Genomic DNA, 21,837 nt, shown 5'->3' on the forward strand with positions numbered 1-21,837 from the left:
GTCCGGCGTTATTATTGTGGTCTTTCCGCTTCAGTATACGGATGTAAGTCAGCCTTATGGATGACATTTTTCGCCACTCGGGCTAGTCAGAATGACCAATCGGCGTCCGGGTCAGGTAATTGTCCTGAGTCTGGGATAGCAGTTCCCTGAGTGCCGGCGTCTCGAACTGGCGCCGGATACTGATGGCGTAGAACTCCTCGAAGACGCCTGGCAGGGCGCCGTAGTCTGCAAGGGTTCCGCTCTTCATTTCGTCGCGCACGACCACCGGAGGCATGATGGCGAAATGACCGGTATCCCGGGTGAGAAGTCGCATCATCGCCATATCATCCACCTCGGCGGCGATGTTGGGACGCAGCCTGTGATACTCGCACAACTGGTCGAAGGCCTGGCGTATGTTGTTGTCCGGGCCCGGCACAATCAGGCTCCGGCCACGCAGTACGTCGACAAAATCGCCCTGAACGTCTATTCCCCGCGGCCCGATGATGCTGACCGGCTGCTTGGCAATCAGCCGTGACCGCCAGGGATTCTGTTCATCTCCCTGTACCGCCTGGTTTGCGAGGATCAAGTCCAGTCGATGCGCCGAGAGCCGTCTTAGCAGCTCATCCATGTGGCTACTTTGCAGGCTCAACTCAAGGTCTTCGCGGTTCAGCAGCGGCTGAAGAAAGCCTTCCTGGAAGTTACGGGAGAGGGTGGCCACCGCCCCGATCCGGAGTATCTCGCGGTTTGGTTGAGCGCCGGAGGCGAACAATGCCGTCAGTTCCTCACCCTGGCGGAAGATCTCCTCGGCGTAGGAGAATGCCATTCTCCCGGCTTCAGACAGCTTGAGGCGCCGCCCCTCGCGAATGAAGAGGTCGTGTCCCAGGCTGTCTTCCAGCTTGCGTATCTGACCCGACAGCGCCGACTGGGAAATATGCAGCGAGTCAGCTGCCCGCGTCAGGTGACCGGTTCGCGCGACCTTCCAGAAGTAGTAAAGGTGATGGTAATTCAGCTTCATGTGATTTCGTTCTCTAAAAACGAATGATCTGATAAGTATAAACCATTTTTTATATGTGACGAGGATCGGCAAAGTACTTGCAAAATGAGGAGGTTTGCAAGTATGAATCCAATCGCCGAATTTTCATTGCTCTCGATCCTCGCACTCTGGCTGCTGCTGCCGGTCGGTCTCTTCCTGCTTGCCGGTTTGACTGGCTGGCTGAAGAATCCACTGAAAGTGAACCACTGTTGGCGACTTGCCGGGTGGGCATTGTTGGCTTCCATGGCTGTTTCGGTCGTGATGGGAATCCTCCTCCTGATTCAGCCCTATACAGGAGGCGACAGCAATCGTTTAGCCACCCTGGGTGGGCGCTTCGGCCTGTATCCAGACGGGATAGCGGTCTGGATGGCCACGATGGTGGCGTTTATTGGCTGGGTTATTCTTCGGTTTGCAGACAACTACCTCAGCCAGGACCCTGGCCGTGACCGTTTTCTTCCATGGTTTCTGGTGACGGTTGCCTCTGTTCTGGTATTGGTGTTTACCAACCATCTGCTGATTCTGGCAGGCGCCTGGATTGGTGTCAGTCTGGCCCTGCATCATTTGCTCACCCTCTATCAGGACCGGCCCCAGGCGCGAATGGCGGCGGTTCAGAAGTTCATCGTCAGCCGGGTGGGGGATGCGCTGGTGGTCTTTGGTGTGGTGGCGCTCTACCTGCATTACGGCACCTTTTACCTGCCAGACATCATCCAGAATGAGGGCGCCCGAGCCGGTGGCTCAACAGCGCTGACAGTTGCCTCGGTGGTTCTGGCTCTGGCGGCGGTTCTCAAGTGCGCCCAGATTCCCTTTCATGGCTGGCTCATCCGCGTTATGGAGGCTCCCACGCCCGTGTCTGCGCTGCTCCATGCCGGGGTTATCAATCTTGGCGGTTTCCTCTGGCTCCGTTTATTCCCGGTGTTCGATGGCTTTACGGCCGGCCACATGATTCTGCTCGTGATCGGCGGCATGACGGCGGTCGTTGCGGTTCTCACCATGATGACCCAGTACTCGGTCAAACATGCTCTTGCCTGGTCAACCTGTGCGCAGATGGGCTTTATGCTGTTCGAAATCGGCATGGGGGCCTACACACTGGCACTGCTGCATCTACTGGCCCATTCGCTGTACAAGGCGCATTCGTTCCTGGCTTCTGGTCGCACGGTGGCGGTATCGGCAGCAACGCGTTTTCCCGAATCTCCCTCTGCTAACCGGCTCTCCTGGGCCGGGCTTACCGGCCTGTTGGCGGCGGCGATCCTGGTTCAGTTCCCGTGGATCGTGGAAAACAATCCGGTTTTCGGAGCATTGCTGGTGCTGGCGGTATCGGCGGCCGCCATGGGCATCCCGGCCGGAGCAACCAAAGCGGTGAAGCTGAAGCTTGCGGGACTGGCAGTGCTCCTGGTTCCGCTGTACTCATTGTTGCACTTTCTCATCGGCCCGGCCGTTCCCGAGCAGGAAGGGTTTGCTATCCCCGGCATTGCTCTGGGAACGGGCGCCACTCTGGTAACGCTGCTCGCCGTGTGCTCTTTGATGATTGTATTCGGTGCTCGCTTCCCGGCCACCCGCGCTCTGGGCGTTCATTTTCTTCAGGGGCTTTACCTGGAATTGCCCTTTGATCGGTTGACCCGCTTCCTGGCGGCGGAGGCTTTGAAGGTGCCGGCCATGTTCCGCAGGGTTCCGCATCATCCGTTCAGACTGGAGGAGAGATCATGAGCGATGTAAGCGCCCCGCTACCGGAACTGCAGTGGCTGAGCGATGACTGGCGTAAACCGGTTAAACAGGCCTGCGACCTGATCGCCCCTGTTTGGCCTCTCGATCAGTGGATAGCGGTGAATCCGTTCTGGGGGCTGAGACATTTTCCGGCCCCGCGGGTTGATCAGGTGCTCAACGAGCGCGCGGGTTTCAGTATGCTTATGCCAACCGAGTTTTATCGAGAAGCCTGGGAAGGTGGCCGGATTCGGGAAGACGATCTGAGGGCAAGTATTGCGGAGCGCGGCGATGAGCGGAATACCGCCTGGTACCTTGATTGGCTGGGTCGAAAGGGGGCGATAACTGCGCCAATGCGCGGTTCCATTCTGGATACCGTTGCGGTTGCGAATGCCCACGAGGAGGCCGGTGTTCTGACTGACATCGTTTGCGACCAGGTTTCTCGCGTTTGCGGCGCCTTTTTCGATCAGCGCCAGAGCCGATGGTCCGTTTCGGGCAACCAGGCCAATGGGGGGTTGTTCGGTTTTTGGCTTGAATCAGTCAGGCAGGATCTGGCGCTTGATTTTACGACCGGGTTGAAAGGGGGCCGTGCGTTCTTCAAGACGGTTCCGGACGGCAGGGATCAGGCAGTACAGGAGGCGCTGAATCGGATCGGCGCTCGTGGAGATGAGTTGGAAGCGCTGTGCCATAGCCTGTTGTTGAGAGTGAACGGCTGGGCCTCCTGGTGTCGCGGAGAAGACTGGCGGGCAGGCCTTGAGGGGCGTTCATCCGATCGGTGTGAGGACATTCTGGCGATCATGCTGGTCTGGGAGTCCGCAGGGGTAGCCTTCGCCTCGACGGCACAGAAAGCAGAGTGGCAGAGGCAGAGAGCCCGCGCGAGTCGCAGGGGCGCCTACGATGACCGCAGCAGGCTGTGGGTGTGGCAGCGTGCCTTCGAGATTGGTTACCAGCGCACCTTGTGGCAGGCACTTGAATCTGCGCCGCTCAAGCAGGCGTTGCCAGACTCCGGGCGTGGCATTCCCGCAGCCCAGGCGGTTTTCTGTATCGATGTTCGCTCCGAAGTGATGCGCCGCCACCTTGAAGCAGTGTACCCCGACGTGCAGACGCTCGGATTCGCCGGTTTTTTCGGAATGCCAATCGATCATCAGCAACACGGACCGCTTGCCCCGGCCCGCCGACTGCCGGGCCTGTTGCCCGCGTCTTTCCGGTTGATTGATACCAAGGGCAGCCTGCGAGAGGATCTGGCAGTGAATCGCTCTCTCGATCAGAGAGAGATCGCCCGTGAATCAGTCAGAAAGGCGAAATACACCAGCTTGTCGACGTTCACACTGGTTGAGACCACCGGTTTGGCCTGGGCCTGGAAACTGGTGAAAGACACTTTGAAAAAGGGCCACAAACCCCGCCCTGACCAAAGTGTAGAGGGGCGCCTGGTCCATAGCCACGGAGGCGACCCGCTCTCTGATGCCGAGAGGGTTGCGCTGGCGGCCAATATGCTCCGCGGGATGTCTCTGACCAGCGGTTTCGCGCCTTTGCTGGTACTTGTTGGCCATGGCAGTCATACCGATAACAACCCGAACCAGGCTGGTCTCGACTGTGGTGCATGTGGCGGCCAGAGCGGCGGCGTGAACGCCCGGCTTGCAGCAAGCCTGGTCAATGATCCACAGGTCAGGGCGGGGCTTGCCGACGAAGGTATCAGAATTCCGGACTTCACCTGGGCGGTCGCTGCCGAGCACTGCACAGCGACGGACAAGGTAACGATTGCTGATCGCCATCTTATCCCGGATTCGCACATGCAGCACCTGGCAGATCTGGAAGCCGGATTCGAAACAGCGGGCAACCGGGCTCGAAAAGAGCGCGCAACGCCGCTGAAATTGAATGGATTGGACGACGATAACCTCAAGCAGGCCATGGAAACCCGGACCCGGGACTGGTCAGAGGTTCGTCCGGAGTGGGGGCTGGCCAATAACGCGGCAATCATCTTCGCGAAGCGCAGCAAGACCCGGGGCTGCGACCTGTCCGGCCGCGTATTCCTGCACGATTACGATCCGACTCTGGACGAAGATGGCGGTCTTCTGGAGGCTTTGCTGGCGGCACCGATGATCGTCGCCAACTGGATCAATCTTCAGTACTTCGCTTCGGTAACGGTTCCCGAAGTGTATGGCTCGGGTAACAAGCTCCTGCACTCCGTGGTTGGCGGGAATGTCGGCGTTGTCGAAGGTAATAACGCACGGTTGAGAATTGGACTGCCGCTGCAGTCCGTCCACGATGGCACGCATTGGCGTCATGAACCGGTTCGTCTTACTGTTCTGATTGATGCGCCGGAAGATCGGATCGAATCTGTGTTGCGTCGCCAGCCAGATGTGGCGGCTCTGGTGGAAAACCAGTGGGTCAGTCTGCACCGGATGTCTGGCCGGGGCGTAGCGCGTTACGACAATGGCAACTGGGTAGCCGTGGCATGAGAGAAGGGCGGCGGCGCCGCCCCTGTCCTGCTATTCCTGTTCTGCGTTCAGCAGCTCTGGCTTTTTGAGAGCTTTCTGGAACAGGTCTTTGTCCTCCGCTATGGCCATGGCACAGCGTTCGGCCAGATCGTCGCCCAGGCCTTCAACCTTGCGGCCAAGGAATACCTGAATTTCCTCCGCCAGTTCGAGCACTTTGTCCCGGGCGTCGGCTTCGGCTTTTGAAGTGAACAGCATCGTCTCAGGATTTTTCAGTGCCATATCCAGGCCGTCCCTATCAGAAAAGTAGACTGCTTGTACTGCCATGGTTATTCCTCGCAGTGAGCGTTATTGGTACTGTATAAAAATACAGTCTATCTGACAGGGTGCGGTAAACACAATGAAAAACGGGCTTCAACAAAAGCTGAAGCCCGCCTCTGGTTCAAAACGAGTGGCGATCAGAAAGCTGGCCGATCAGTAACGGAGCAGTGCAGAGCCCCAGGTAAATCCGCCGCCAAAAGCCTCAAGGAGAAGCACCTCGTTGCGCTTAATCCGCCCATCTCGCACAGCCACATCAAGGGCGAGGGGGATAGATGCAGCGGACGTGTTGCCGTGCTCATTCACCGTCACGACAACCTGATCCATGGACATGTTCAGTTTCTTTGCCGTGGCCGAGATGATTCTCAGGTTGGCCTGGTGCGGAACCAGCCAGTCGATCTCGGATTTCTGCATCTGGTTGGCTGCCAGGGTTTCGTCAACGATCTTGCCCAAGGTGTTGACCGCCACCTTGAACACTTCGTTGCCTTTCATTTCCACAAACGCTCGCCCGGCCTTGACCTGGTCGTAGCCATCGGCAATACCGCAGGGAACGTGCAGCAAATCGGCATACTGGCCATCGGCATGGATATGGGTGGAAAGGATGCCGGTTTCTTCGTCGGCCTCCAGGATCACCGCGCCGGCGCCATCGCCGAACAAGACACACGTACCACGGTCTTCCCAGTTAATGATGCGGGAGAACACCTCGGCGCCGATAACCAGGGCCTTCTTGCTGCTTCCGGTTTTGATGAATTTTTCTGCTGTTGCGAGGGCGTATACAAATCCGCTGCATACCGCCTGTATGTCGAACGCGGGGCAGCCATGGATGCCAAGACGCGCCTGCAGGATGCATGCGGAACTCGGAAAAATCTTGTCCGGGGTGGAGGTGGCAAACACGATCAGATCGATGTCCTGTGCATTGATGCCCGCGGCATCAATGGCATTCCTTGCAGCCTGCTCAGCAAGATCCACTGTGGTCTGGCCTTCGACGGCAATGTGACGTCTTTCGATTCCCGTGCGCTCGCGAATCCACTGGTCGGTGGTGTCGACCATTTTCTCGAGGTCTTTGTTGGTAACGATGTTTTCAGGCAGGTAGGAACCGGTGCCGGTAATTCGTGCAAAGGTCATTCGCAAGTGTCCCGAGGCGTAACTGGATAACGTACTACCATGCTATACCCATGCAACGTCGTGCGTAATTAGCGATTTGTCAAAGACGCCCAGAAACTGGCACGCTCGTCTATGCTGAAGGTGATCAGCTTTGATCAACACTCTGCAAAGAAGAGGAGAGGAATACGATGGGCATTTCCAGCCATGAGCTTCACGTAGAATTCCCGCAGTACCGAGAACTGATTCAGGAACTCAAGAACAATGATCTCAAGTTCAACGAAAAGCTTCAGGAGTACACGCATCTCGACCACGAAATTGAAGGGCTGGAAAAGAGGGATTCTCCCATCGGTGATGACAAACTCCACCGCATGAAGCAGAAACGCGCACAGCTGAAAGATGACCTTTACCAAGTGTTACTTTCAAACGCCAAGGCGTCATAAGACTGCCATCAAAAGTACACAATTCTGACACCCAATAATGCTTGGAGCCCCTGTTTATAGGGGTTTCCAAGTATTCAGAAAGCTCCTCGTCAAGCTTAGAATAGGACCCTAATTAAACAAGGTCCCGGTTTTCGGAGACCAATATTCTGGGGTTGACCAAGGAGTAATGAAATGAAAAGAGCTGCTTCGCTTTACAAAGGCTGGCGGATGAAGCGCAACTTTATCCATCTGGTGATGACTATGGATCGTCGGTTGCTGAACGATGTGGGATTTTCCCCTGAACTGGTTGAACAGAAACTGAGCACTCCGTTCTGGAAATTCTGATCCTCGTGACTGATCGACTCTGCTCTCGGTAACCTTCTGAACTGGTTGAAAAATAATCAGTCCAGAAGGTTACAGACTGTCACAATAATGAAATATCCTATTGTTCTTAAAGCCCTTTTATCTCGAAAAAATCTAAGAAAATTGATCTGAATCTGTATTCTCTTCTACCGGATCGTCCTATAGTTACGCTACCTCCAGAACCAGACCGGTTCACCCTGAAAGGAGAGCTCGACGATGATCCAGGAATTCCTTCAAAGCAACTTGCCCCTAGACTCCTCCGTAAGCCTCAAGCGTTCAGATACAGAGCCTGATAAAGACATTGCCAATGCCCGCAGCGAAGCCTTTGAGATCGTCTCAGACTCCGGTGAAACCGTAGGCTTTGTGAAGGCCTGGGAAGATGACCCGAGTTTCCGCGGATACGTCCACTTCGATTCCGACGGCAACGTGATTGACTGGAAAGTCTTTAAAGACCGGTTGCAGAGTTGACGCTCAGACCAGCCAGCCAAAAAAGAAATCGAACAAGACGCTGAAAAACCCGCCGCCGGTGCTCTGAGAATTATCGGCAACCGCGGAATTTTTCGATGCAGTGTTTTCTCCTTCGACTGGCTGGGCTTTCTTCATTTCCGTTGCTTTCGGTTCGGTAGGGCCCGCACTGGTGGGCTCTGAAGGGAGCTGGGCCAGCACCGGGGCTGGTTCTTTGGTGGCTTCTGGTGAAGTTTCCTCGGCGACCGCAGGTTCCGGCACGGGAGCTGGAGCTGAAATGGGAGCAGGGGGCTCTGAAGCTACCGGTTCGGGTGTTGTCGGGGCTGCTTCCGCCACTTTTTCTTGTGCCTTCACTTCAGGTTTTTTCGAAGTTCCCTCAGTATCTATCTGGTTTTCATCAGGTTCGGCATCGAGCGAAGTTGTTGGCTCGCCCTGTTCGGAAGATTTTTGAATGGGGGCCGGGGTAGGTTCTGGCGAAGGCTTTGGTTCAGCCCTGGCAATGGTCGGGGTATTGGGCGCGGGCTCGGGGAGGGACAAACCGAGCTGTGCCAATGACGCCTTTCGACTGCCGACTGAATTTGCAGTGATGGTTGCGCTGGATGTTTTGGTCACGCCGAGCGCTTTCAGTGTTGCCGTATCCAGGTTGCCGTTGGTTTGGAGCCCATTTTGAGCTTGATAGGCGCGTATGGCAGCTCGGAGTTGCTCATCAATCCAGCCATCCGCGCGTCCGATGTCATGACCGGCACCGTAAAGAGCATTTTCGGCGGCGAAAATGACTTTTTCGGGTTCGGCGGCTTGGGCAGTGCCGAGGCAGGCAGCCGCTGTCAGCATGGCAATGACAGGGCCGCGAACGCCTTGCCTCTTGGGTGATTGAGAGCGCGTCATGGCGGGATACCTCCGGGCAGTCCGTTTCCGGTTACATTGTGTAACTTGAAACCCAAAGGTATCAGGTAATCATCTGCGCTCTCGTGAATTGGTTAACATCTGCAACCATTGTCTGTTCAGGATTCACTGGCCCTGAAGCGTCGCACGAGCGTATTCAATTCATCAGCCATGTTCGCCAGAGAGCGGCTTGAGTGATTCACCTGGGAAATGTCTCCGGCCAGTTCCTCAATTGCGCCACTGCTTATTTCCACGTTCTGGGTCATCTCCGCGGCGGTCGCTCTCTGCTGCTCGGTCGCGCTTGCAATCTGGGTGGTCATTTCAACAATGCTGTTAACCGCCGCGAGAATGTCCGTCAAAGCCTCGCCCGACTTGCTTGCCTCCTCGCTGGCCTCTTCGGCCATCTGCTTGGCCTTGCTCATGTCCACTACTGCGCCGGCCGCGCCACTCTGGAGCTGGGACACAATCCGCTCGATATCGACGGTTGATTCCTGAACGCGCTTGGCCAGTCCTCGAACTTCATCGGCAACCACGGCAAATCCCCGCCCGGCGTCACCGGCTCGAGCCGCCTCAATGGCGGCATTGAGCGCCAGAAGGTTCGTTTGCTCAGCAATGCTCTGGATAACAGCCAGCACATTGCCGATTTCGGCCGATTCGTTCTCCAGTTGTTGGATCCGGTTAGACCCCTTTTCAACCTGATTGGCGAGGTTGGTAACCGCCCGAATGGCTGAGCCAACGGTTTCCTGTCCGGAATCCGCAAGCGATGAGGCCTTACGGGCCGATTCGTCAGTTTCGCTGGTGTTCGAGGCGATCTCTTCGGAGGTGGACACCATTTCCTGCATGGCGGCAGACACCTGCGTGATCTGGTCGCGCTGTTGCTCCGAATTGGCGGTTGTACGCTCTGTGATACCGGAAAGTGATTCGGACTCGCCGGTCAGTTGGCGAGACGCCGTCACAATTCGGGAAATCGTTTCCTCGAGCGTTTGCAGGAAGGTGTTGACTGCGTCGATGAAGTCACCGATCTCATCGGGACGGCCCGGAGTGAGTCGGGTGGAGAGGTTGCCGTTGTTATTGGCGATGTCGTCGAGGTAGCCCAGAATTTCTGTTTTCGCACGCTTCACGCTTGAGCCCATCAAGCGACTCATCAATACCGCAACGATCAATCCGAGAACCGCAGAAGCCACAAATGCGATGAGCGTGAATTTGAGTGCAAGATCAGTGGCAGCCGTTGCCTCATCCGCTTCCATCTCGAGAGACGCGAAAATACTGGCCTCCAACTCGCGCGCCATGCGGGCGATTTCGGGCCCGAGTACATCGAGTCGGTCTGCCTTGACGCTGTCGACGATATTCTGCTGTTCCACCATTCTCTGAACTGCAGCCTGATAGTTTGCCAGCTCTTCGACAACGGTTTGCATGTACACCTGCACAAAGTCCGGGCCATTTTCAGGTTGCAGCAGCTCCAGTGCATCGGTCAGGTCTTCGATGGCCCAACCGAGAGCCTTGCGGGAATCCTCATCGCCGTTGGTCAGGTAGCGTTGGGCGGTCAATTGCATGACCATGGCATCGTTCAGCAGTTGCTCGAGGCCGGCCCTCAAATCGCTTTCGGGTTCCCTGTTGGCAACCCCGTTAAGGGCCATCCGCAATGCCTTGGTGGCATTTGGACCGTATACGTCCAGCTCATCCTTGATAATTTTCAGGACCTGGCGTTTGGCCGGAACCAGCTCGTTCCGGAATGCCTTGATGTATTCATCGGTGGTGGTCTTGATCCGATCCACCAGTTTGGCCGCACCAGGGTCCTGGATGTTCTCCTGCGCTCTCGCCATCACCTCATTGAACTCGGCTTCTAGCTCGCCGAAGTGGGCAAGGGTTTCTTCATCGCCAGTGGTGAAATAGTCGAAAACACGCAGGCGCATCCGATAGACGCTGATGACCGATTCGGTCCCAATAGAGGTGTCCGGTGCCAAGTCCCTGGCGACGGTGTTCATTCGACGGTCTAGTTCCTGGAATTCATAAACACTGAAAAAAGTTACCGAGGCAAAGAGCAAAAGAATGAATACCGGCGCAATCAACAGTTTCCCTGGGACACCCAATTTACGCTCTATAGATGAGAGGACAGAGGAAGCCAAAACGTCATCCTTCAGTAAGTTGTTTTAGTGATTATCGGCAGCGCTACTGAAACCTGAAGCCTTAAGGCCGGTGTTTCATTTGGGCGCAGCCGTCTCTGGTTGAGCGGCGCCCCGGTTACTCGACAAAGTTGGCCTGGCTCGCAATCATGGGGGAGAGATCAAGATTCCAGTGTTCAAGGCCGCTCGCACTGTACACGTAATGCCCACTTAGGGATTTAAGCTGCGGTATCTGATCGGGTCTCATGCCATTGAGGATCAACGAGGCCAGCCTGGCTGCGGTGAGCCCCTCTTGTTTGGCCGAGATAGTGAATCCGCCGATGCTTTGTTCTTCGCCAACAAAGATATCCCAGAATGAAAACAGTGGGAGCTGAGCCCGATAAAATGCTTCCTTCAGCAGATCGTAGGGTATGACGTACTCGCCATCTTTGTCACGGATGGTGTGGTGGGTGCCCAACACAACAGCATCATAACGTTCGTGGGCATTTACGACCGTGTCCAACCAGGTGTCCCTGTCGTTGGTCAGAACGATGTCCAGTTCGGAACCGTAGATCGTGGCCTGGCGCTTGTCACCAAAGTATTCGTTCACCGCATTACGCATGGTAGGTGAGTCATCCATCAGAACCAGGAAACGCTCTTTCTGCCGGAGTATCTTTCTCAGGTGACGGATACTCTCGGAGAAGAACGGGCGTTCGAGGATGCCAGTGACCAGCGGGTGTTCAAGGGTAGGGTGCTGAACGGGGCCACCATTCACACCAAGAAAGACCACGGGAATCTTTTGGGCGACCAGGTGGTCAGCCATCAACGTAAAGGCGTTGTCATCACCCAGAATGGCAACGTCGGGATTAACGTTTGCAATTTTGCTCTGGATTTCAGCCACTTTCTGTGGCCATTCCGGTTTCGACAGGCGCTTGGTGTCGAGTTCGAACACGTGAAGGTCGTGATCCTGCCCGAGCACGGACCGGACCGCGTCGATATAGTCCGCGTCCCATTTGTACTCGAGGTGGTAACTCTGGATGACGACGACGGTTTTGCCAAAACACAGGGGACTGACCAGCAAAAGAGCCAGGAAGAGTAAACGCATAGTTGTTCCTTATTATTGTCCGAGCAAGGTTGAAAAACCGAATACTTAACGATTTGTTCTTCAGGCAGTTTTTATAATTGTGACCGGCTTGAATACAGAAACCGTGCCAGTTAGCCAACTCACTGAAAATAAGAGTTTTTTAATGATATGGAGGGTTTGCTTTCCCGTTTTTAGCGTGAAGTGTCCGGTGTACTGGACAGTTGGCGGCGTGCTGGGCTGAATGTGTTTGATTTGCCGGACAATTGCGTCCGAAAAATCGGACATGGAAAAGCGAGTCTGGGCCGAGGTTTACGCGATCTCGGTCCTTGGATTGCGTGGGTAATACCGCTCAGGGAGGCGTTCGATGTGAGGGAAGAAGCGGGTGTCCTTGTAGGGCATCTTCATGAACCCGGAAACGCCCAGGCCGGTAATCTGCTCCACCGATGACAGGATTACGTCCAACAATCGGCGGAACTCCTGTTCCCGGTCCGGATCAAGTAGCCGATAGTGGCTGTGGATTTTAAGATGGCGGGGCAGGGCTTCGAAGATGATCATGCCAGTGTGGTGAATAGCGTTGAGTTCTTCGAGGGCGTGAATAATGGTGTCGGGTAACACCAGGAATTCCTCCGGGTCCGGGCCGTCCTCGAAGTAAGAGTGGACCCGGCTTTCGTCTTCAACCTCAGGCGCGGGGCTTACCTCGTAGTGCAATTTCATATCGGGTGATACAACAAAGGGGTGGGTTGGTTCATCGCGATCAACGTGCAAGGTATTGCGGGCGTTGAACAGACAGCTTTTGAAAATCCCCTTGCGGTAAATGGCCTGGGCCAGGAAAACCATATTGTTGACGGCCTGCACAAACGCCGACTTCAAGGCAGGATCGTGCAGATTCAGGGAAGTGTCGATGTAGATGCCATCGGTTTCCCAGCGCACGGCCAGTCCACCTTCCACCGGGTAGCGCCCGAGCCGGCTCACGGCTGCCAGAAACGCCTTTTCGGTTTCGCCCATGCCCTGCATGAAATTCTTGTAGTAGCGGTCCAGCTGTACGTCATTGACGTCGTTGAGGGTTTCCGGTGCGCCTTCCTCCCTGAGAAAGGATTTACGCGAGCTGTAAACCACGGTGTCAATTTCCTGGTCAGAGGCACGCACCCACACGGGTACCTGGGCCGCGACCGGGGTTTCCGGCAGATCAATCATCACCGTGCGGGCCATACGCGGCATCTCTGTCAGATAGTAATCGCCGGCCTTACGGCGAGTTTCCGGATCCGGTGACAGCATGCCATCCAGCATGCGCGCGAATTCCATGGGCAGGCCCAGTGAGGTGGCCGGGATGGCCCGATGGCCAAAGCGGCAGGATTGGGCTGACGCCAAGGCATAGAGCGTGCCGGCTGCTCCCTGTTCATCGAAACGGGGAGACGACAGCCCGCCGTTGAGCTGTTCCTCGCCGATAAAATACACATCCCCGAGCCGTGCGTTTGTTTGCTGGAGGTTGTCAGACATCAGCTCCATCACGTTGGCGGTGATGAACTGCTGGTTGGCGTCCAGCTGGGCAAACACGGAGGAGCCCCAGTCAATCAGGGCAATGTTTTCGGTGCTGGCGTCGAAGACCAGATTGGAAGGTTTGATGTCGCCATGAACGATTGGTCTGCCAGCCGGTCCATTCTCACGGCGCAGGTTTCGCAGGATGTCGGCCAGCTGGTCCGCAATGCGCATGATGAGCCGTGGTTTCAGACGACCATCACGCAGGGAAACCTCTTCCAGATTTAATCCGGCAGCACGCTCCATCACCAGAATCGGCTGGTTATTGGCTCTTTGGTAGGAAATCAGCCGTGGCACCCTGGGGTGGCGGACCTGCTCCAGAATGTAGGCTTCATCCTCAAGCCGGTCCTGGAGGTGCCGGGGCAGGTTGATGCGGGTGAATTTGAACACATGTTCCGGGCCTCCGACCGCGGTTCCTGGGAGGCGGCCAGAGAACACGAAGCCATAGGCGCCCTTGCCAATGAGTTCTATGTCTTCATAGCCCAGTTGGCGGAGCTGGGCGGCGCAGAGCGCCACCCAGTCCTTGAGCTTTTTGGCATCATCATGGCTGAGCAGGTAGATCGACTGCTCTTCGGGTATGTAGAACTGCTGCAGTTGCGTCTTCTGCGCCATGATGAAACGTCAGCCCATATGCAGGAGCATGGTTTGGGGCGATTCCAGGTAGCCCTTCCAGCGGTTGCAGAATCGGGCGATGGTGCCGCCGTCGATAATGCGATGGTCGCCGGCCCAGCTCACGGTCATGATGGCGCGCTCCACCACCTGGCCGTTGGCGTCAAACCGGGGCAGTTTCTGTGTGCGCCCAAGGGCAACGATGGCCACTTCCGGCGCGTTGATAATGGGCGCGGTGTAAGTTCCGCCCAATGCGCCAATGTTGGAGATGGTAATGGTGCCGCCCTTGAGGTCTTCCTGGCTGACGCGGCCGGATCGGGCTGCCTCGGTCAGGCGCGCAACCTCGTCGGCAATGCCCAACAACGAGAGGCTTTCCACGCCTTTGATGTTCGGCACCGTCAGGCCGGCTTTGCCATCCACCGCCATACCGATATTGCACTGGGGCAGGTAGTGAATCTCCGTGACGTCATCGTTGAGCTGGCTGTTGAGAACCGGGAATTCCTGAACCGCCAGGGCCATGGCCTTCATGAAGAAGGGCATGAGCGTCAGCCTTGAGCCCCGCGCTTCTGCCTCCGGTTTCAGTTGTTCCCGCAGCTTGAGCAAATCGGTGACATCAATATCCTCGCTGTAGATAAAGTGAGGAATGGTGGTGGCCGATTTGACCATGCTTTTCGCCATCGCAGCTTTTATTCCGCGGATGGGTTCGACTCGCGCTTCCTGTTCGGCGGCAGGCACCCTGCGGGCACTGCTGGTGGTGGCCGTTTGCGCATCGTCGGCGGGAGCCTGGTTCTGGGCCTGTTTCGGGCCTTCCTCGATATGAGCCAGTACATCGGCTTTCAGAACACGGCCATCTTTGCCGGATCCCTGAATATCCGAGAGGTTGAGCTCATGCTCCCGAACCAGACGGCGAACGGCAGGGCTGGCCGGAATACGCTGTCGGCTGGCCGTAGCGACAGGCGAGGCTGTCGCGGTTGAGAGTTGAACCGCGGGCTCCGGTTTGGTTCTAGCTTCCTCCGGCTCTTCACGATCCCGGGGAATGAACGCAAACAGCGGGGCATGAACCTTGGCCATAGCCTGCTGTTGATGGTAAAGCTTGGTCACACGCCCGGCTTTGGGTGCGGTAATCTCGACCATGGCCTTGTCGGTCATAACGTCCACAACAGGCTGGTCTTCCTCGATTTCGTCACCTTCGGCAACGCGCCATTCCACCACCTCGCACTCAACGATGCCTTCGCCGATATCCGGCAGGATAAAGTCTTCGGTGGCGTTATCGTCCGATTCGGCGCCGGAGGCCGGCTGTTTTTCCGCCTCGGGAGCCGGCTTTGCTTCGGCAGGCTCCGGAGAACTGGCCGCCGGCGCCTGGCCATCGCTTTCGCTCTCATCCACCAGCTCAAACAGCGGGGCGTGGACCTTGGCGATATCGCCTTCCTTGTAATAAAGGCGGGTCACACGGCCCTTGTAGGGTGCCGGAATTTCCACCAGGGCCTTGTCGGTCATTACCTCGGCCACTGGCTGATCTTCCTCGATGACATCGCCTTCGCTCACCAGCCATTTGACCAGTTCACATTCCACGATACCTTCGCCGATATCGGGCAGTATAAAATCACTCATAGTCGCTCTCCTGTCCTGATATCAGCCTAGAATTCAACGCTCGCCCTGATGGCCTCGTAGACCTTCAGGTGGTTGGGTAGGTGCTCTTTTTCCAGCACCAGCGGGAAGGGGGTGTCCATCCCGGTTACCCGAGCGATCGGAGACTCCAGATACAGGAAGCAGCGCTCCTGAATGGTGGCGGCGATTTCACCGGCGAATCCGCCGGTCAGGGGAGCTTCGTGGGTGACCACCAGCCTTCCGGTCTTGAACACGGAGTTGGCGACGGTTTCCACATCCCAGGGCAAAATGGTCCTGAGGTCGATGACCTCACAGGAAATGCCATCTTTCTCGGCCCGTTCCACGGCCTGATCAATCACTTCCATCTGGGCGCCCCAGCCCAGAATCGTTACATCCGTGCCTTCCTTGGTGACTTCGGCCTCGCCCAGAGGCAGGCGGTAGTCTTCATCTGGCACCTCACCCACCGAGGCCCGGTACAGGCGCTTGGGCTCGAAGAACAGGGTAGGGTTGGGATCGTGGATAGCTGCGAGCAACAGCCCTTTGGCCTGATGCGGGTTGCGCGGCACCACGATTTTCAAACCCGGGGTGTGGGCAAAGTAGGCTTCCGGTGATTGTGAGTGATACAGGCCGCCGGCAATGCCGCCGCCGTAAGGCGCGCGAATGGTCAGCCCACCCACGTCGAACAGGTTGCCTGAACGATAGCGGAACTTGGCGGATTCGTTCACGATCTGATCGAATGCCGGGAAGATATAGTCGGCAAACTGGATCTCGGCCACCGGCACCGACCCTTGGGCCGCAAGGCCGTTGGCAAACCCGATGATGCCTTGCTCTACTAGAGGCGTGTTGAAGCAGCGGGCCTTGCCGTATTTCTGTTGCAGGTTGCTGGTGGCACGGAAAACACCGCCAAAGACGCCGACATCCTCACCGAAACACAGCACTCGCTCGTTTTCCGCCATTGCGGTGTCGAGGGCATTGTTGATGGCCTGGAGCATATTCATCTTGGTCATCTCAGGCCCCTCCCTTGGCGTGTTCGGCACTCTTCGGGTATTCGTCCGGGTACCGGCGGATATGCGCCTTTAGTTTGTCGAACTGCTCAGCCAGGGCAGGTGGCACCTCGTCGTAGACATCGCTCACCAATGATTCAAGCGGCGGTGGTGGCCGTTTCTGGGCTCGCTTCATGGTTTCGAGCACTTCCCGGCGCATGTTTTCCTGGAGCTGCTTTTCGTCGTCCTCGCTCCACCATTTCTTGCTTTCCAGCCAGAGGCGCATACGCAGAATCGGATCTTTCTCGCGCCACACGGCTTCTTCATCCTTGCTCCGGTAGCCGGATGGATCGTCGGAGGAGGAGTGGGCAGCCAGGCGATAACTCATGGCCTCAATCAATACGGGGCGGTTGTGTTCCACGGCGAGCTTTCGGGCCTCCTGCGTGGCCTGATACATCGCAAGAATGTCGTTCCCATCCACCCGGATCACGTCCATCTTGTAGCCGTAGGCCCGGGGTGCAACGCCGTCGGCAGCAAACTGTTCGGCGGCCGGCGTAGAAATGGCATACCCGTTGTTGCGGCACAGGAAGATCACCGGTACCCGATGAACCGCAGCCATGTTCAGGGCAGCATGAAAGTCGCCTTCGGAGGCGGCGCCTTCACCAAAATAGGTAACCGTGCAGAGGCCTTCGCCTCGCAGTTTCTGACCATAGGCATAGCCTGCGGCCTGGGGAATCTGGGTGGCCAGCGGCGAGGAAATGGTCATGTAGTTCAGCTTCTTCGAGCCATAGTGGACCGGCATCTGGCGGCCCTTGCCATAGTCCATCTCGTTGCCGAACAACTGGTTCATGAATTCATCAATGGTAAAGCCGCGGTAGGCCAGGGCACCTTGCTCCCGGTACTGCGCCATGATCATGTCGCCATCATCCAGTGCTGCGGCACTGCCGATCACGGCAGCTTCTTCGCCCGTGCACTGCATGTAAAAGCTCAAGCGGCCCTGCCGTTGGGCAGCAAGCATTCGCTCGTCAAGAATTCGGGTAGTGACCATGGCCCGGTATATACGGAGGGCCTTGTCTTTGTCGAGATCAGGAGCTTTGGCGCTCTTGTAGAGCTTGCCGTCCTGTTTCAGGAGCTTGAAGGTGGGAATCCGGAACTCCGCACCGTCGGTAAACACTGGGGAATACACAACTTTGGACTTTGTTGTTGTCATAATCCTCTTCCTGGGGTAGTGGCCTGAGGAACAAACACTCCTTGTGGGAGTGTAGTTAATGTCATTGTAGACAGCCTGGCGGAATCTGGTGCGATTCGTGCCAAGTGACGTTTACCTTAACGTAAACTGCTAAACAGGGGTAGACCCTCCTGTTCAGATTTTTTCCCTGGGGAAAGAGAGCTCGGGAAGCGTTTTCCGTGTTTGCCGAAGCGTGCTACCGTCAATACACACACTTTTTCAACCTTGTTCAGACATTCGACTCACGCGGGTAGGTTTTAATGAATGTAATCATCATTGGCGCAGGGATAATGGGCACCACTTTCGCGACTCTCGCGAAGGAGTTGGCGCCGGAACTGGATATCACGATTCTTGAAAGACTGGACGGTCCCGGGGCGGGAAACTCCTGGGTATTCAATAACGCCGGCACTGGGCACGAGGCGAATTGTGAGCTGAACTACACGCCGGTAGACGAAGAGGTCATTTCGGTCGAAAAGGCTGAGAAGATTCATGCCCAGTTCAATGTGGCCAAGCAGTTCTGGGCCTATCTGATCCAGAAGGGGGCCATCAAGGACCCCAAATCGTTTATCAACCAGACCAAGCACTGCACCATCGTCTCCGAACCATCGATTCAGGAGCTGAAACTTCGTTTCAACGAGATGTCCTCTCACCACTTCTTCGAACAGATGCGCTATTCGGAAGATTTCGACGAGATCAAGAGCTGGATTCCTTACACCATGGAGGAGCGGCCCAGACACGAGAAGATGGCGGCGACCGTTATCGAGACAGGCACGGACGTCAACTTTGGCGCCCTCACAGAGCAAATGGCCAAGCATGCTGTTGACGATCTTGGGGTGAAAATTGAATACGGGACGCACGTCAAGCGAGTGCATCGCAGCCCCGCCGGAAGTTGGCTTGTGGAAACCCAGAGCAGGGGCGTTGATCGCCGCTACAAGGCCGACGTTCTTTTCGTCGGTGCCGGCGGTGGTGCCTTCCCGATACTGAAAAAGAGCCACTTGCCTTTCGCGCGTCGCTTCACCGGTTTTCCCGTCGGCGGACGGTTCCTGCAGGCCGAGATAACCGCCGAGCAGGCCGAGCAGTACAGAGCGAAAACTTACGGAAAGGCGAAAGTGGGTGCACCTCCGATGTCCGTTCCCCATCTGGACCTCCGGGTTTCGGATGGAAGGTATTATCTTCTGTTTGGTCCTTTTGCCTCCTTTAAGCCGGTGCTGGAGCGGGGCCGGGGGTTCCTGGACTACCTCCGCTCCATGCGCCTCCACGATATCCCGAGCTTGCTGAATGTCGCCATTGAGCATTTCCCGTTGGTCAAATATCTGGTTTCAGAGACCTTCAAGGGTGAAAAGAGCATGTTCGAGGAGCTGGACAGTTTCGCACCGGGCATGAGCAAGAAGTTCAACTGGAAAGCGGTTGAGGCCGGGCAGCGGGTTCAGATCATCCGCGACGGAGATCTGCAAATGGGTACAGAGATCCTCGTCTCGAAAGACAAGACCTACGGTACGCTCCTGGGGGCATCGCCTGGTGCGTCGGTATCGCCGGAAGTCATGCTACGTTGCCTTGAACAGCTTTTGCCGTCTATTTTTACCAGTGAGGAAGCCGGCAAAAAGAAAAAAGAGATATTCCCCGAGGACAATCTGGATTTCCTGGCGAAAAATCCCGAGCGTTACCGGGAGATCCGGGATGCCGTCAATGAACGGCTAGGGATCAAGCAGTCGGCATCGCAGCAGGACTGACCAGGCCAACAAACAGCAGGGAGATTTTCATGGACAGTAGAATCAGTGTGACCTCGCCCCTTGTAATCCTTCACGGCGACGAGATGGCTCAGGTTGCGTTTGAACACATTCTCAAGAAGTTTGTGAGCTCACGGCTTGATATTCAGCTTGAGGAAATCGATCTGTCTGCGGAAAACCGGCTGCTGACCAATGGCCAGGTGGTTATTGATGCCATCGATTCGCTCCAACGCCACGGAGTGGGTGTAAAGAACGCTGGCATGACGGTAAACCGCCAGCAGTTGGAGGACTTGCTCAGGAAACACCCGGATGTGGATGGCGAAAATCTGCACCCGCTGGCGACCAAGTCCCCCAATGGTGCGATCCGCAAGGGCATCAGTGGCAATATTACCCGCGAGGACATCCAGTTCCGTAACCTCAACATCCGCCGTCCCCAGTGGGTCGGGCGTGATATTGAGGTGGATACCATGGAATTCGGCGGCATCAAGGACAGCTTTAACCAGCTTTCCCTGGCAACCGGCGTGGTCAAGCTGATGTTTGTGGGCAGTAGCGGCGACCCGGTAGAGCTTCATCGGCGAGAGATTCGCAAAGGCGATCCGTGGCTGCTTGCGACGAATGACATCGAGGATGTGAAAGCCTGGGCGCATCGCTTTTTCCAGCGTGCAATCGCAGAAAAACGAGACGTATACCTCGGCCTCAAGGATACGGTGATCCCCGGCTACGATGGGGCCATGCGCTCGGTGATCGAGGACATCTATCACAGTGACTACAAGAAGCAGATTGAAGACCTGGGGCTGAATTACTACTACGAACTGATTGATGCCCAGGCAGCCCGCATTGTTTCCAATCCGCCGGAGCGTGCGCTCTGGGGCGTGCCGGATAACACCACCGGGCGCAAACTGCTCAAGCTGGTGAACCAACTTAAGGAATTCGGCATTCCAGGCCGCGGGGCTCATGTGTCCATCTCACGGATGAGCGCTGGCGGCGGCGACCAGTATGGTAGCTTTAACATGGCGGCCAAGGAGGATGGCATTCTCAAGGTGATCGTCGACGGAGACGAGAAGCATGCCCGCCGGGTTCGGAAAGGCGATCCAATGTTGCTTATGTCCAATGACCGTGAAGCCATCAAGGACTGGGTTCTGCAAGTCTTTCGGGATGCCTCGCGCAAGGACAAAGAGGTGTATTTTGGTCTTAAGCGCGAGTACATGGAGTACGACGAAGTCTACAGTGAGGTCATTACCGAAGTGCGTAGGGAACTGGCCAGCGAGCATACACCGCCGCCCTCGTTCATGATCATGCGGCCGTCCAGCCAGCTTAAAAAGATGATCACGGATCCACCGAGAAATGCGCTTTATCCCTCCCAGAACCTCGACGGCGATATCTTCTCGGACATTTCCGCCGCTCTCGGGGGAAGCCTGGCGACGGCCAGTTCAATCATCGAGAGCAAAGACGGAACCATGCTGTTCGAGGCGCCCCATGGCACCGCCCATGATCTTTACCTGAAGTATCTCGAGAGCGACGGTAAGGTAGCTCATTTCAACCCGTCGGCCCTGATTTTTGCGCTGGGCAACGCTCTGGAAACCCTGGGTGAGCGGGAAGGCAACGAGCCTTTGAGCCAGTATGCGGTGCAACTGAAGGCAGCATTGACCGACACCGTTGACCGGGGCATTGTCACTGCCGATCTTAAAGGCAAGACCGTGGACCCGGATTCGGAACAAGTGGTCGATATGATTGGTTTTCTGGAGGCGGTGGAAAAGGCGCTTCAGTGAGCCGTTAAACCAAGGGAGCGCCGGGTCGAGGCTTTTATTTAACGGTATTGCCCTGAATCAGCATGCCGTTGCCCTTGATGACGCCATCCTGGCGGAGCACCATGGATGGCCCGTCAATGCTCACCGCGTAGCAAGTGGGCTCCTGGCCATAAGCGAAGCACATTTCGCCCTCTTTGGTTGTCCACTCACCCTTGTAGTCCACGCCGTGAATGGTGCCGTCTGGTGCGTAGTATTCGTTAAAGCCGGAATTTGGTTCCAGCATGCTGCCCTGGTACGAGTGATCGCTGACCGCTTGGGAAATTTCCTCTGCGCTGTGCTTTACGGATGCGTTGACCGCGCTTGTGCCCAGAAGCGTTGCCGCCGCGAACGCAAAGGGTACGGAAATGGCATTTCTTGCGTTGCGATTCATAGTACGGTCCTTATTGTGTCTGAAATAAAAAGTGCGCGCTGATGAAGCCTACGCGCTGTTTACTCATAGGGATCTTTTTCTGGGCC

18 protein-coding genes are annotated in these 21,837 nt (G+C 56.4%); 7 read left to right on the plus strand and 11 right to left on the minus strand.

Annotated features, from left to right (window positions below):
- Positions 1 to 82: 82 nt before the first annotated feature.
- Complete coding sequence (locus AC5JQH_RS20655; protein WP_014577006.1) at positions 83 to 994, minus strand: LysR family transcriptional regulator; 912 nt, start codon at positions 992 to 994, stop codon at positions 83 to 85.
- A gap of 102 nt (positions 995 to 1,096) precedes the next feature.
- Between AC5JQH_RS20655 and AC5JQH_RS20660 the strand changes: the two genes are divergently transcribed.
- Both AC5JQH_RS20660 and AC5JQH_RS20665 read left to right on the plus strand, forming a co-directional pair.
- Positions 1,097 to 2,716, plus strand: coding sequence for an NADH-quinone oxidoreductase subunit L (locus AC5JQH_RS20660; RefSeq protein WP_008171162.1), 1,620 nt, complete (start codon positions 1,097 to 1,099; stop codon positions 2,714 to 2,716).
- Positions 2,713 to 5,169 carry a YbcC family protein gene (locus tag AC5JQH_RS20665; RefSeq protein WP_493805922.1) on the plus strand — a complete coding sequence of 819 codons (2,457 nt, stop codon included), beginning with the start codon at positions 2,713 to 2,715 and terminating at the stop codon, positions 5,167 to 5,169. The genes AC5JQH_RS20660 and AC5JQH_RS20665 overlap by 4 nt, the downstream gene beginning before the upstream one ends.
- Positions 5,170 to 5,199: 30 nt before the next feature.
- Here AC5JQH_RS20665 and AC5JQH_RS20670 read toward each other — a convergent pair whose 3' ends face one another.
- Both AC5JQH_RS20670 and AC5JQH_RS20675 read right to left on the minus strand, forming a co-directional pair.
- Positions 5,200 to 5,472 carry a YebG family protein gene (locus AC5JQH_RS20670; RefSeq protein ID WP_008171158.1) on the minus strand — a complete coding sequence of 91 codons (273 nt, stop codon included), beginning with the start codon at positions 5,470 to 5,472 and terminating at the stop codon, positions 5,200 to 5,202.
- Between the two features lie 147 nt (positions 5,473 to 5,619).
- Positions 5,620 to 6,588, minus strand: a complete 969-nt coding sequence (locus AC5JQH_RS20675; protein ID WP_092032703.1) for a beta-ketoacyl-ACP synthase III — start codon at positions 6,586 to 6,588, stop codon at positions 5,620 to 5,622.
- Positions 6,589 to 6,755: 167 nt separating this feature from the next.
- Between AC5JQH_RS20675 and AC5JQH_RS20680 the strand changes: the two genes are divergently transcribed.
- From AC5JQH_RS20680 to AC5JQH_RS20690, 3 genes are all read left to right on the plus strand, one after another.
- Positions 6,756 to 7,007: an HP1242/YdcH family protein gene (locus tag AC5JQH_RS20680; protein WP_008171152.1), complete on the plus strand. Its 252-nt coding sequence runs from the start codon at positions 6,756 to 6,758 to the stop codon at positions 7,005 to 7,007.
- A 171-nt stretch (positions 7,008 to 7,178) separates the two neighbouring features.
- Complete coding sequence (locus AC5JQH_RS20685) at positions 7,179 to 7,331, plus strand: hypothetical protein (RefSeq protein ID WP_008171150.1); 153 nt, start codon at positions 7,179 to 7,181, stop codon at positions 7,329 to 7,331.
- A gap of 234 nt (positions 7,332 to 7,565) precedes the next feature.
- Positions 7,566 to 7,817: a hypothetical protein gene (locus tag AC5JQH_RS20690; protein WP_008171147.1), complete on the plus strand. Its 252-nt coding sequence runs from the start codon at positions 7,566 to 7,568 to the stop codon at positions 7,815 to 7,817.
- Between the two features lie 3 nt (positions 7,818 to 7,820).
- Here AC5JQH_RS20690 and AC5JQH_RS20695 read toward each other — a convergent pair whose 3' ends face one another.
- The 7 genes from AC5JQH_RS20695 to AC5JQH_RS20725 all read right to left on the minus strand — a co-directional run bounded on the left by AC5JQH_RS20695 (position 7,821) and on the right by AC5JQH_RS20725 (position 17,828).
- The gene (locus AC5JQH_RS20695; RefSeq protein WP_227507772.1) at positions 7,821 to 8,699 is read right to left on the minus strand and encodes a peptidoglycan-binding protein; all 879 of its coding nucleotides are present in this window, start codon (positions 8,697 to 8,699) and stop codon (positions 7,821 to 7,823) included.
- 116 nt (positions 8,700 to 8,815) lie between these two features.
- The gene (locus AC5JQH_RS20700) at positions 8,816 to 10,681 is read right to left on the minus strand and encodes a methyl-accepting chemotaxis protein (RefSeq protein WP_493805923.1); all 1,866 of its coding nucleotides are present in this window, start codon (positions 10,679 to 10,681) and stop codon (positions 8,816 to 8,818) included.
- Between the two features lie 256 nt (positions 10,682 to 10,937).
- Complete coding sequence (locus tag AC5JQH_RS20705; RefSeq protein WP_008171143.1) at positions 10,938 to 11,903, minus strand: ABC transporter substrate-binding protein; 966 nt, start codon at positions 11,901 to 11,903, stop codon at positions 10,938 to 10,940.
- Between the two features lie 288 nt (positions 11,904 to 12,191).
- The gene (locus tag AC5JQH_RS20710; RefSeq protein ID WP_493791322.1) at positions 12,192 to 14,030 is read right to left on the minus strand and encodes a protein kinase domain-containing protein; all 1,839 of its coding nucleotides are present in this window, start codon (positions 14,028 to 14,030) and stop codon (positions 12,192 to 12,194) included.
- A 9-nt stretch (positions 14,031 to 14,039) separates the two neighbouring features.
- Positions 14,040 to 15,638 (minus strand): dihydrolipoyllysine-residue acetyltransferase, encoded by a 1,599-nt coding sequence (locus AC5JQH_RS20715; RefSeq protein WP_493805924.1) that lies wholly within the window; start codon positions 15,636 to 15,638, stop codon positions 14,040 to 14,042.
- 26 nt (positions 15,639 to 15,664) lie between these two features.
- The gene (locus AC5JQH_RS20720) at positions 15,665 to 16,642 is read right to left on the minus strand and encodes an alpha-ketoacid dehydrogenase subunit beta (RefSeq protein ID WP_008171138.1); all 978 of its coding nucleotides are present in this window, start codon (positions 16,640 to 16,642) and stop codon (positions 15,665 to 15,667) included.
- 1 nt (position 16,643) lies between these two features.
- Complete coding sequence (locus AC5JQH_RS20725) at positions 16,644 to 17,828, minus strand: thiamine pyrophosphate-dependent dehydrogenase E1 component subunit alpha (protein WP_008171137.1); 1,185 nt, start codon at positions 17,826 to 17,828, stop codon at positions 16,644 to 16,646.
- Between the two features lie 278 nt (positions 17,829 to 18,106).
- Between AC5JQH_RS20725 and AC5JQH_RS20730 the strand changes: the two genes are divergently transcribed.
- Positions 18,107 to 19,576, plus strand: a complete 1,470-nt coding sequence (locus AC5JQH_RS20730) for a malate:quinone oxidoreductase (protein WP_493805925.1) — start codon at positions 18,107 to 18,109, stop codon at positions 19,574 to 19,576.
- 29 nt (positions 19,577 to 19,605) lie between these two features.
- A complete protein-coding gene (locus AC5JQH_RS20735) occupies positions 19,606 to 21,342 on the plus strand; it encodes an isocitrate/isopropylmalate family dehydrogenase (RefSeq protein WP_062784375.1) in 1,737 nt (578 codons plus the stop codon).
- Positions 21,343 to 21,376: 34 nt separating this feature from the next.
- On the opposite strand, the gene AC5JQH_RS20740 is transcribed toward AC5JQH_RS20735, so the two are convergent.
- Positions 21,377 to 21,751, minus strand: coding sequence for a hypothetical protein (locus AC5JQH_RS20740; RefSeq protein WP_493791323.1), 375 nt, complete (start codon positions 21,749 to 21,751; stop codon positions 21,377 to 21,379).
- Positions 21,752 to 21,837: the final 86 nt, after the last annotated feature.

Source organism: Marinobacter sp. H13 (genome assembly GCF_059072335.1).

Bases quoted from the DNA above. Each gene is read 5' to 3' on its own strand.
- AC5JQH_RS20655 (WP_014577006.1), bottom strand. From the start codon at position 994: ATGAAGCTGAATTACCATCACCTTTACTACTTCTGGAAGGTCGCGCGA.
- AC5JQH_RS20660 (WP_008171162.1), top strand. From the start codon at position 1,097: ATGAATCCAATCGCCGAATTTTCATTGCTCTCGATCCTCGCACTCTGG.
- AC5JQH_RS20665 (WP_493805922.1), top strand. From the start codon at position 2,713: ATGAGCGATGTAAGCGCCCCGCTACCGGAACTGCAGTGGCTGAGCGAT.
- AC5JQH_RS20670 (WP_008171158.1), bottom strand. From the start codon at position 5,472: ATGGCAGTACAAGCAGTCTACTTTTCTGATAGGGACGGCCTGGATATG.
- AC5JQH_RS20675 (WP_092032703.1), bottom strand. From the start codon at position 6,588: ATGACCTTTGCACGAATTACCGGCACCGGTTCCTACCTGCCTGAAAAC.
- AC5JQH_RS20680 (WP_008171152.1), top strand. From the start codon at position 6,756: ATGGGCATTTCCAGCCATGAGCTTCACGTAGAATTCCCGCAGTACCGA.
- AC5JQH_RS20685 (WP_008171150.1), top strand. From the start codon at position 7,179: ATGAAAAGAGCTGCTTCGCTTTACAAAGGCTGGCGGATGAAGCGCAAC.
- AC5JQH_RS20690 (WP_008171147.1), top strand. From the start codon at position 7,566: ATGATCCAGGAATTCCTTCAAAGCAACTTGCCCCTAGACTCCTCCGTA.
- AC5JQH_RS20695 (WP_227507772.1), bottom strand. From the start codon at position 8,699: ATGACGCGCTCTCAATCACCCAAGAGGCAAGGCGTTCGCGGCCCTGTC.
- AC5JQH_RS20700 (WP_493805923.1), bottom strand. From the start codon at position 10,681: ATGAACACCGTCGCCAGGGACTTGGCACCGGACACCTCTATTGGGACC.
- AC5JQH_RS20705 (WP_008171143.1), bottom strand. From the start codon at position 11,903: ATGCGTTTACTCTTCCTGGCTCTTTTGCTGGTCAGTCCCCTGTGTTTT.
- AC5JQH_RS20710 (WP_493791322.1), bottom strand. From the start codon at position 14,030: ATGGCGCAGAAGACGCAACTGCAGCAGTTCTACATACCCGAAGAGCAG.
- AC5JQH_RS20715 (WP_493805924.1), bottom strand. From the start codon at position 15,638: ATGAGTGATTTTATACTGCCCGATATCGGCGAAGGTATCGTGGAATGT.
- AC5JQH_RS20720 (WP_008171138.1), bottom strand. From the start codon at position 16,642: ATGACCAAGATGAATATGCTCCAGGCCATCAACAATGCCCTCGACACC.
- AC5JQH_RS20725 (WP_008171137.1), bottom strand. From the start codon at position 17,828: ATGACAACAACAAAGTCCAAAGTTGTGTATTCCCCAGTGTTTACCGAC.
- AC5JQH_RS20730 (WP_493805925.1), top strand. From the start codon at position 18,107: ATGAATGTAATCATCATTGGCGCAGGGATAATGGGCACCACTTTCGCG.
- AC5JQH_RS20735 (WP_062784375.1), top strand. From the start codon at position 19,606: ATGGACAGTAGAATCAGTGTGACCTCGCCCCTTGTAATCCTTCACGGC.
- AC5JQH_RS20740 (WP_493791323.1), bottom strand. From the start codon at position 21,751: ATGAATCGCAACGCAAGAAATGCCATTTCCGTACCCTTTGCGTTCGCG.